Here is a 10,486-nt window from a genome sequence, read left to right on the forward strand (position 1 = left end):
GCGCGTGGGAGGCTACCTTGGCACAGAAACCGCTTGAAGGTGCCCAGCTCGCCTGGATGACGGTCGCGCTCGCCATGGCGACCTTTATGCAGGTGCTGGACTCCACCATTGCCAACGTGGCGATCCCGACCATCGCGGGTAACCTCGGGTCTTCCAACTCGCAGGGTACCTGGGTGATCACCTCGTTTGGCGTGGCGAACGCTATCTCGATCCCGATCACCGGCTGGCTGGCGAAGCGCATCGGTGAAGTGCGGCTGTTCCTTTGGTCCACCGCTCTGTTCGTGCTCGCTTCCTGGCTGTGCGGCATCTCCAACAGCCTGGGCATGCTGATCTTCTTCCGCGTGATCCAGGGCGTGGTCGCAGGGCCACTGATCCCGCTGTCGCAAAGTCTGTTGCTGAACAACTATCCGCCCGCCAAGCGAGCGATGGCCCTGGCGCTATGGTCAATGACGGTGATCGTCGCGCCCATATTCGGGCCGATCCTCGGCGGTTATATCAGTGATAACTATCACTGGGGCTGGATCTTCTTCATCAACATTCCGATTGGCGCCGTGGTGATCCTGGTGGCGATGTCGACGTTGAAAGGCAGGGAAACCAAAACCGAGATCAAACCGATCGACACCATCGGCCTGGTGCTGTTGATCGTCGGTATTGGTTCGCTGCAGGTGATGCTCGATCAGGGTAAGGAGCTGGACTGGTTCAACTCCACCGAAATAATAGTGCTAACGGTAGTGGCGGTGGTGGCGCTGGTGTTCCTGATTATCTGGGAACTGACGGACGACCACCCGGTGGTGGATCTGTCGCTGTTCAAGTCACGCAACTTTACCGTCGGCTGCCTGTGTATCAGCCTGGCCTATATGCTGTATTTCGGCGCTATCGTGCTATTGCCGCAGCTGCTGCAGGAGGTGTATGGCTATACCGCCACCTGGGCGGGGCTGGCTTCGGCACCTATCGGGTTGATACCGGTATTGCTGTCGCCGATCATCGGCAAGTTCGGTAACCGGCTCGACATGCGACGACTGGTGACCTTCAGCTTCATTATGTATGCCGTGTGCTTCTACTGGCGCGCCTATACGTTTGAACCGGGAATGGACTTTGGCGCTTCGGCGTGGCCGCAGTTTGTTCAGGGCTTCGCCATCGCCTGCTTCTTTATGCCATTGACCACCATTACGCTGTCCGGCCTGCCGCCGGAGCGTATGGCCGCGGCGTCGAGCCTGTCGAACTTTACCCGTACGCTGGCGGGGTCGATCGGGACTTCGATCACCACCACGCTGTGGACTCAGCGTGAATCGCAGCATCACTCGCAGCTGGCGGAATTTGTGAACCCTTACAGCCCGCAGTCGCAAGAGATGTACCGGCAGTTGGAACAGATTGGCATGAGCAAGCAGCAGGCGTCGGCCTATATCGCCAACGAGATCACCGCGCAGGGGCTGATTATCTCGGCTAACGAGATATTCTGGCTGTCGGCTGGGGTGTTCCTGATCCTGCTGGCGCTGGTCTGGGTGGCGAAACCGCCATTCAGCTCTGGCGGTGGGGGCGGCGGCGCTCACTAATCATTAGAAAGCAAAACGGGCGCCCCAGGGCGCCCGTTTTTTTATTCTTGACCCTATACCCTATGAATTTCAAGTTGCAGCTAGGCGACCAACTCACTCATCCCCAGGAATTGTAGGGGCGCTGCATGCTGCGCCCGTGTTATTCGGTGCGAATATATTCGCACCCTACAGAACCAAAGCAGGTAACAACGCTGCAGCTTGAAAGGCGACGGGTATATTAGGCCTGGTTTTGACGCCACCAGTCAGCCAGCAAAATACCGGTCGCGACCGATACGTTCAGGCTTTCTACCTTGCCGGTACCGCCGATAGACACGTTCATGTCGCCCTGCTGCCAGGCACTGTCGCTCAGACCGTCACGTTCCTGACCCAGTACCAGTACCATTTTGGCCGGCAGTTTAGCCTGCGCCAATGGAGTCCCTTTGTGGCTCGAAGTGGTGACGATGGCGTAACCCGCCTTGCGGAAGGTATCCAGCACCGACAGGAAGTCATCGGCGTTAATGGCCTTGATATGCTCCGCGCCACCTTCAGCCGTACGCACCGCTGCGCCAGATTCCAGCACCGCCGGATCCTGCAACAATACGCCGTTAACGCCAAAGTGAGCGCAAGAACGCACGATAGCACCCAGGTTGTGCGGGTTGCCTACTTCTTCCAGCGCCAGCACGCAGTCTTTCGCCGGGGCTTCTTTCAGATAGGTTTGCGCATCCAGACCCTGACGCTTTTTAATCAGGAAGCAGACGCCGCCGTGGTGTTCGGTGCCGGACGCTTTGGCCAGCTCTTCTTCATCCACCACGTGATAGGCTTTGCGGTTTGCCGCCATCCAGCGCAGTGCTTCACGAAAACGTGGCGTGACCGACTGCACGAACCAGGCACGGACGATAGCATCCGGACGGCTGGCAAACAGGGCCTGACAGGCGTTTTCACCGTAAACGCGGGTTTCTTCCGCACGCTGACGACGCAACTGTTCTGGATCGATAAAACTCTTGCCGCTGATACCGCCGTGATCAAACGCCGGCTCTTCTTCAGGGCCACGTGACACGGTTTTCCACGGCGAATCATAACCGCCACGGTCTTCAGTTTGCGCTGGACGGCGAGGACGATCGCTTTCACTGCGGCGGGAATCAGAGCCAGAGCCACGGCGATCGTTATTACCGCGCGGCTTGTCCTGACCGGTACGGCCCGAAGAGCGCGCACCGTCTGCCGGACGGCCTTTGCCGGCCGGACGCTTATTCTTGTTACGGTCGTCGCTGTTGCTGTCGTCGTCACTGCGGACGTACATCACTTTAACTTTACCGTTCTTGCCACTAAATGAATCGTTCATTTTCTTCTCCACCAACGCGCAGGGCGCGAAGATTACCTGATGTTGGGGTGCTAAGCCACCTACTTGCGCTAAAAGCTAACAACTATCGTATTCATCGAACAAACCTCTTTGTTCATTGCCCTACTTTTAACGATAATAAGCAGCATTAAAGATACATATCCGCAACCCGAGTGCGGTATGTCGTGCTTTCACCGTATCCGAGGTCATCATGAATACAGTTTGTCCAGCTTGTAATGCCACCAACCGCGTGCCTGAAGAACGAGTGGCTGACGGCGCGAAATGCGGCCGTTGCGGCCATGCGCTCTTTGACGGCGAGGTGATCAACGCCACCGCTGCCACACTGGACTCGTTGTTGCAAGATGGCCTGCCGGTGGTGGTCGATTTTTGGGCACCGTGGTGCGGCCCTTGCGTCAGTTTTGCCCCGATCTTTGAAGACGTCGCCGAAGAGCGCGCCGGCAAAGTTCGCTTCGTTAAAGTCAACACCGAGGCGGAACCCGAACTGAGCGCCCGTTTCCGCATCCGCAGCATTCCGACCATCATGTTGTTCCGCGAAGGGAAAATGGTCGATATGCTTAACGGCGCCATGCCGAAAACGCCGTTCGATAACTGGCTCAATGAACTAGTTTAACGCAGAAAGTCTATACCCGTCGCCTTTCAATAGGCGGTGTTGCCCATTGCCCGCGACACCGCCGTGACTCAATCCAGCCCGAACGCTCCCGTCGGGCTTTTTTCTGCGTTACAATAGCGGTTTTCCCCGAGACTTTTATGACCGACAACGCCGTCCTTCGCCTGCGCCAATTTCGCCTGGAACGCTCTACCCGCCCTTTTCTGGCGCGTGGCAACCGCGTACCGCGTTGTCAGGGCTGCCTGCTACCCCATAAAAACTGCCTGTGTGACACTATCCAGCCACAGCCTGCCGCCAGCCGTTTTTGCCTGATTATGTTTGGTGCAGAACCGCTGAAACCGAGCAATACCGGCCGACTGATCGCCGATATTCTGCCGGAAACCCAGGCATTTCTTTGGTCGCGCACCGAGGTTGACCCTGCCCTGCTGGCCGCGATTAACGATCCCGAGCGCCAGCCTTACGTGGTGTTTCCCGCGTCCTATGCCGCGCCCGAGCGCCCGGTGTTCAGCGAATTGCCTGCCGGTGGCAAACCGCCGCTGTTTATTATGCTCGATGGCACCTGGACCGAGGCGAGCAAAATGTTCCGTAAAAGCCCGTACCTCAATCAGTTTCCGGTGTTTTCACTCAATGTGACCGCCGCTTCGAATTACCAACTGCGCGAAGCCAGCCGCACCGAGCAGCACTGCACAGCCGAAGTCGCGGCAGCGCTGTTGCAGCAGGCCGGGGATCTGGCCGCCGCCGACGGGCTGGCCGAGCATTTTCACTATTTCCGTCAACAGTATCTGGCAGGAAAACCTACCCGCCCGGAGGCACCGGTCACAGCAAAGCCGTCGCAAACCGCCTAGAATCAGGCGTAACGTTGCCTAAAGGAGCCGTGCATGAGCCAGCGAGGGTTAGAAGCGCTTTTACGTCCTAAATCGATTACCGTTCTCGGCGCTTCACAACAGCCCGGCCGCGCCGGTAACCTGATGATGAGCAACCTGCTGGCCGGCGGTTTCAACGGCCCGGTGATGCCGGTCACCCCGCGCTACAAGGCGGTGTGCGGCGTGATGGCCTACCCGGACGTCGCCAGCCTGCCCATCAGCCCCGATCTGGCGATACTCTGTACCCATGCGCAGCGCAACCTGGCATTGATTGAAGATCTCGGCAAGCGCGGCTGTAAAACCGCCATTGTGCTCTCCTCCCCGCCGGAACAGTTCGCTGAGTTGAAAGCCTGCGCGCAGCGTTATTCGATGCGCCTGCTGGGCCCAAACAGCCTGGGCCTGCTGGCGCCGTGGCAAGGCATTAACGCCAGTTTCTCACCGGTTCCCATTCTCAAAGGCAAGCTGGCGTTTATTTCCCAGTCCGCCGCCGTGGCCAATACCATTCTTGACTGGGCGCAACAGCGTGAGGTTGGCTTCTCCTATTTTATCGCGCTGGGCGACAGTCTGGATATTGACGTCGATGACCTGCTGGACTTTCTGGCACGCGACAGTAAGACCAGCGCCATCCTGCTGTATCTGGAAAACATCAGCGATGCACGGCGCTTTTTATCCGCCTCGCGCAGCGCCTCACGTAACAAACCGATTCTGGTGGTCAAAAGCGGCCGCAGCCAGCAGGCTCAGTTATTGCTTAACAGCCAGCAGGGGCTGGATGCCGCCTACGATGCCGCTATTCAGCGCGCCGGTTTGTTGCGTGTGCAGGATACCCATGAGCTGTTCTCCGCAGTAGAGACCCTGAGCCATATGCACCCACTGCGCGGCGAGCGACTGATGATCGTCAGCAACGGAGCCGCACCGGCCGCTATGGCTCTGGACGAGCTGCTGGGCCGCAATGGCAAGCTGGCGCAGTTAGGGGACGAGATCCTGGCACAGCTTGGCGAGGCTTTGCCCGAGTTTATCCTCGCGGGCAACCCGATTGACCTGCGTGATGACGCGACACCGCAACGTTATCTGGTGGCGGTTAAAACGTTGCTCGACAGCCATGACTACGACGCCTTGCTGCTGATCCATGCCCCAAGCGCGGCAGCTCCGGGCACCATTACCGCCGAACGTATTATCGAGGCAGTGCGACAACACCCACGTGGCAAACGCATTACGCTGCTCACCAATTGGTGCGGTGAATATTCTTCGCAGGAAGCCCGGCGGCTGTTCACCGAAGCCGGCATCCCCACCTATCGTACCCCGGAAGGCGCGGTGACCGCGTTTATGCATATGGTGGAATACCGCCGTAATCAGAAACAGCTTAAAGAAACCCCGGCGCTCCCGGTCGGCCTGACCGCCAACACCGCTGATGCTCATAGGCTGATTCAACAGGCACTGGCCGAAGGCGCTACGCAACTCGATACCCACGAGGTGCAATCGATTCTGCAGGCCTATGACCTGACCACGCTGCCAACCTGGATTGCCGAGGACAGCGCCGAAGCGGTGCATATCGCCGAACAAATTGGCTACCCGGTAGCCCTGAAACTGCGTTCGCCGGATATTCCCCACAAGTCTGAAGTGCAGGGCGTGATGCTCTATTTGCGCACCGCGACCGAAGTGCAGCGTGCCGCAGAAGCTATTCTTGACCGGGTGAAGCGCACCTACCCGCAGGCACGTATCCACGGCTTGCTGGTGCAGAGCATGGCCAACCGCGCCGGGGCACAAGAGCTGCGTATTGCGGTGGAACAGGATGCCATTTTTGGCCCATTGATCATGCTGGGCGAAGGGGGCATCGAATGGCGGCAGGAAAATCAGGTCGCGGTGGCGCTGCCGCCGCTGAATATGGCGCTGGCGCGCTATCTGGTATTGCAGGCGGTAAAAGGAGGAAAAATCCGCGGGCGTAGCGCCCTGAGGCCGCTGGATATTCCCGGGTTGAGCCGCCTGTTGGTACAAGTCTCCAATCTGATCCTCGACTGCCCGGAAATCACTCGTCTGGACATCCACCCGGTACTGGCTTCCGGCAGCGAGTTCACCCTGCTGGATGTATCCATGCAGCTTGCCCCGTTTGTGGGTGACCCGCAGGCGCGGCTGGCGATCCGTCCTTATCCCCATGAGCTGGAAGAAACCATTGGGTTGAAAGACGGTTCGCAATGCCTGTTCCGGCCGATCCTGCCGGAAGATGAGCCGGCGCTGAAACACTTTATCGATCGCGTGACCAAGGAAGATCTCTACTATCGCTACTTCAGTGAGATCAACGAGTTTACCCATGACGATTTGGCTAACATGACGCAGATCGACTACGATCGAGAAATGGCTTTTGTCGCAGTACGTGATGAACAGATCATCGGCGTAACGCGCGCCCTGTCCGACCCGGACAATACCGATGCGGAATTTGCCGTGCTGGTGCGTTCTGACCTGAAAGGACTCGGTCTGGGACGCCAACTGCTGGAAAAAATGATCGCCTATGCCCGAGCCCATGGGTTGACTCGTCTGACCGGTATCACCATGCCGAACAACCGCGGAATGATCGGACTGGCGCAGCGGTTGGGCTTTGGTATCGATGTGCAGCTCGAGGACGGTATCGTCAATTTGACCCTGCCGCTGCTGGCGGAGGAAGCGCAGTGACCTGTGTCGCAATGCGCTACGAATCCACCACTTAACGCCAAAACATACGCACAATCGAGGCAACTAGTGGTATTATCGCCCGATTATTCGATTTATTGTTTTTCCGTATTTGGCGTTCAGGCCATCTAATCATGAGAGAAGAAGCGCACTGTGATGTTGTCAAAATTTAAACGTAGCAAACATCAACAACACCTTGCACAACTGCCCAAACTCCCTCAGACGGTAGCTGATGTACGCACTTTGTACACGCCGTCTGATTACCGCGCCACCCTGCTGGAATTAATCGCTAACGCCACCCAACGTATTTATCTGGTCGCTCTGTATCTGGAGCACGACGACGCCGGGCGCGATATTCTCAACGCACTTTATCAGGCGAAGCAGCGGTGTCCGGAGCTGGAGATTTGCATTTTGGTCGACTGGCATCGTGCCCAGCGTGGGCGCATCGGCGCCGCGGCCGCCAATACCAACGCCGACTGGTACTGCTCAATGGCAGACCAGCATCCGGGGCTGCCGGTGCCGATATACGGCGTACCGGTCAACACCCGTGAAGCCTTGGGCGTGTTGCACCTGAAAGGTTTTGTTGTCGACGATACCGTGATTTACAGCGGTGCCAGTATCAATGACGTTTACCTGCATCAGCATGAAAAATACCGTTACGATCGCTACCAACTAATCACTAACGGTGAATTGGCCAATACCCTGGTCGATTACATCAAGCAGCATCTGCTGACCGCCGGTGCCGTACAGCGTCTGGATCGTGACGATCGCCCGAAAAGCCCTGAGATCAAAAACGAAACTCGCCTGTTCCGTTTCGGCCTTCGCCGTGCCGGCTATCAGTTTCGCAACAACGCCGGCAACGATGAGCTGGCGGTAACTCCGCTGGTTGGGCTGGGCAAACAAAGCATTCTGAATAAAACCATTCACCACCTGATGTCCAGCGCCGATCAGAAACTGACGCTGTGCACCCCCTACTTCAACCTGCCGGCGCTGCTGGTGCGCAATATCATCTATCTGCTACGCCAGGGCAAGCAGGTGGAAATCATTGTCGGTGATAAAACCGCTAATGACTTCTATATTCCGGAAGATCAGCCATTTAAAATTATCGGCGCGCTGCCTTACCTGTACGAAATCAACCTGCGACGCTTTCTTAGCCGTCTGCAGCGTTATATCGATACCGGCCAGTTGATTGTTCGCCTGTGGAAAGACGGCGATAACAGCTATCACCTGAAAGGCATGTGGGTGGATGACGAATGGCAGTTGATTACCGGTAATAACCTCAACCCACGCGCCTGGCGGTTGGATCTGGAAAATGCCATTCTGATCCACGATCCCCAGCAGGAAATGCGTGAACAGCGGCATAAAGAGCTGGAGTGCATCCGTACTCATACCACCGTGGTAGGGCACTATCTGGAATTGCAAAGCATCCAGGAGTATCCGATCAAAGTGCGTAAGCTGATCCGTCGTCTGCGCCGTATCCGTATCGACCGATTGATTAGCCGTATACTGTAAGCGCGCTATAATTTTGCTATCGCAGACCCCGGCCCATGCCGGGGTTTTTTATGAGCCATGACAACAGGATGTTTTCATTATGCGCCCACTCCACTGTCTGCTTGTGCTGCCCCTTGTCCTGTTCACCAGTGGTTGCACCCATTGGGCAAATGACAGCTGGACCGGAAAAGACAAGGCGCAGCATTTTGTCTCTTCCGCTGCCTTTGCCGCCGCCGGTGCCGCTTATGGCGATCATCAAAACTGGAGTGAAGCCCGCAGCCGCAGCTTTGGCCTGATGTTCTCGATCGGCCTGGGTGCCGCCAAAGAACTGTATGACAGTCGCGAAGGCGGCACTGGCTGGAGCTGGAAGGATTTTGCCTGGGATGTGGCGGGGGCGGCCACGGGGTATAGCCTGTACCACGTCACCCGCTGATTCACAGTTGGATTTCTTTCCCCTTGCGATGCAAGCGGAGCGAAACGATCAACGCCAGCAGACACATGCCGGAAACATACCAGAAGAAGGCATTCTCTATGCCATATGACTTCAGCGACAGAGCGACATATTCGGCAGAGCCGCCAAACATCGCATTAGCCACCGCATAAGACAGACCAACGCCTAACGCCCGCACTTCCGGCGGGAACATCTCGGCTTTCAGCAACCCACTGATCGAGGTATAAAAACTGACAATAAACAACGCCAGTACGATCAGACCAAATGCTGCATAAGGGTTGCTGACATTTTTCAACGTTAACAGAATAGGTACTGTGAGTATGGTGGCGAAGGAGGCAAAGATCAGCATTGAGCTACGGCGACCAATCTTGTCCGATAATGCCCCAACCAACGGCTGCATCAGCATGTAGATAAACAGGGCCCCGGTCATAATAGCGCTGGCCAGCTTGGCATCCATTCCCGAAGTATTGACCAGATATTTTTGCATATAGGTAGTAAAAGTATAAAAACTTAACGAACCACCGGCGGTAAAGCCCAGCACCATCAGGAAGGCTTTACGGTTCTTCCACAACCCTTTCAGCGAACCGGCATCCTTATGATTACGGGTTTTAGCATCGGAGGTTTCATTCAGCGAACGACGCAGATATAACGCCACAACGGCCAATACTGCCCCTATCGCAAAAGGAATACGCCAGCCCCAGGCCTTGAGTTCGCCGGCAGAGAGGATTTGCTGCAGCGCCACCAAAACCAGCAACGCCAGCAGTTGGCCGCCAATCAGCGTGACATATTGGAATGATGCATAGAACCCGCGCCGCCCCTTTACAGCTACCTCGCTCATATAGGTAGCACTGGTGCCATATTCACCGCCAACCGACAACCCCTGGAACAGGCGGGCAACCAGCAGCAGCACTGGTGCCCAACTGCCGATCGACTCATAGGTCGGTAAACAGGCGATCACCAGCGATCCGGCGCACATCATACAGACCGAGATCAGCATCGAGTTTTTACGGCCATGCTTATCGGCAATATAACCGAATAACCAGCCACCTATTGGCCGCATGAAGAAACCTGCGGCAAATACACCGGCCGTTTGCAGCAACTGGGTGGTGCTGTTGCCGGCGGGGAAAAACGAGGCGGCAAAGTAGATAGAACAGAAGGAATAGACGTAAAAATCAAACCACTCCACCAGGTTCCCTGATGAAGCCCCAACAATCGCGAAAATACGTTTCTTTTTGTCCTGAACCGCCAGATCGGCGGCCCCTCCATCCTCAATGGCCGAGGTTGTTTCTGTCATTTTATATTCTCCGAGCCAGATAAACCGTGAAGTCGGCGTCCTGCTGTTTAAATGTAATTTAATTGTTAGTATTTAGTTAGCGATTAAAACAAATAGCGGGCGAAGAATATAGCGGGATTTATGTGATGCACATTGAAGAGTGGTATGAAAATTGAATGGAATAGCGGCAATTTATTTATAGCGGAAAAAGCAAAAAGCCCCATGCTTTCGCATGAGGCTTCGTACTTTAT

At 56.2% G+C, this 10,486-nt stretch carries 8 protein-coding genes; 6 read left to right on the forward strand and 2 right to left on the reverse strand.

Annotated elements, in window-relative coordinates:
* Positions 1–17: 17 nt before the first annotated feature.
* A complete protein-coding gene (gene emrB / locus E5C26_RS19100) occupies positions 18–1,553 on the forward strand; it encodes a multidrug efflux MFS transporter permease subunit EmrB (protein ID WP_135317695.1) in 1,536 nt (511 codons plus the stop codon).
* A 217-nt stretch (positions 1,554–1,770) separates the two neighbouring features.
* Here the strand turns inward: emrB and E5C26_RS19105 are convergent, their stop codons facing one another.
* Complete coding sequence (locus E5C26_RS19105; RefSeq protein WP_135317696.1) at positions 1,771–2,871, reverse strand: tRNA/rRNA methyltransferase; 1,101 nt, start codon at positions 2,869–2,871, stop codon at positions 1,771–1,773.
* A 208-nt stretch (positions 2,872–3,079) separates the two neighbouring features.
* Here E5C26_RS19105 and trxC point away from each other — a divergent pair, with 208 nt between their 5' ends.
* The 5 genes from trxC (at position 3,080) to E5C26_RS19130 (ending at position 8,944) form a co-directional block, all read left to right on the forward strand.
* Positions 3,080–3,499, forward strand: coding sequence for a thioredoxin TrxC (gene trxC, locus E5C26_RS19110; RefSeq protein ID WP_012146452.1), 420 nt, complete (start codon positions 3,080–3,082; stop codon positions 3,497–3,499).
* 137 nt (positions 3,500–3,636) lie between these two features.
* A complete protein-coding gene (locus E5C26_RS19115; protein WP_135317697.1) occupies positions 3,637–4,341 on the forward strand; it encodes a tRNA-uridine aminocarboxypropyltransferase in 705 nt (234 codons plus the stop codon).
* 33 nt (positions 4,342–4,374) lie between these two features.
* On the forward strand, positions 4,375–7,023 hold the full coding sequence (locus tag E5C26_RS19120) for a bifunctional acetate--CoA ligase family protein/GNAT family N-acetyltransferase (protein ID WP_135317698.1): 2,649 nt from the start codon (positions 4,375–4,377) through the stop codon (positions 7,021–7,023).
* Between the two features lie 153 nt (positions 7,024–7,176).
* A complete protein-coding gene (pssA, locus tag E5C26_RS19125; protein ID WP_167796675.1) occupies positions 7,177–8,532 on the forward strand; it encodes a CDP-diacylglycerol--serine O-phosphatidyltransferase in 1,356 nt (451 codons plus the stop codon).
* 79 nt (positions 8,533–8,611) lie between these two features.
* Entirely contained in the window at positions 8,612–8,944 is a 333-nt protein-coding gene (locus tag E5C26_RS19130; protein WP_135317700.1) for a YfiM family lipoprotein, read from the forward strand.
* 1 nt (position 8,945) lies between these two features.
* Here the strand turns inward: E5C26_RS19130 and E5C26_RS19135 are convergent, their stop codons facing one another.
* Positions 8,946–10,256 carry an MFS family transporter gene (locus E5C26_RS19135; protein ID WP_135317701.1) on the reverse strand — a complete coding sequence of 437 codons (1,311 nt, stop codon included), beginning with the start codon at positions 10,254–10,256 and terminating at the stop codon, positions 8,946–8,948.
* Positions 10,257–10,486 lie beyond the last annotated feature (230 nt).

The organism is Serratia proteamaculans (assembly GCF_004684015.1).
Classification (GTDB): domain Bacteria; phylum Pseudomonadota; class Gammaproteobacteria; order Enterobacterales; family Enterobacteriaceae; genus Serratia; species Serratia proteamaculans_F.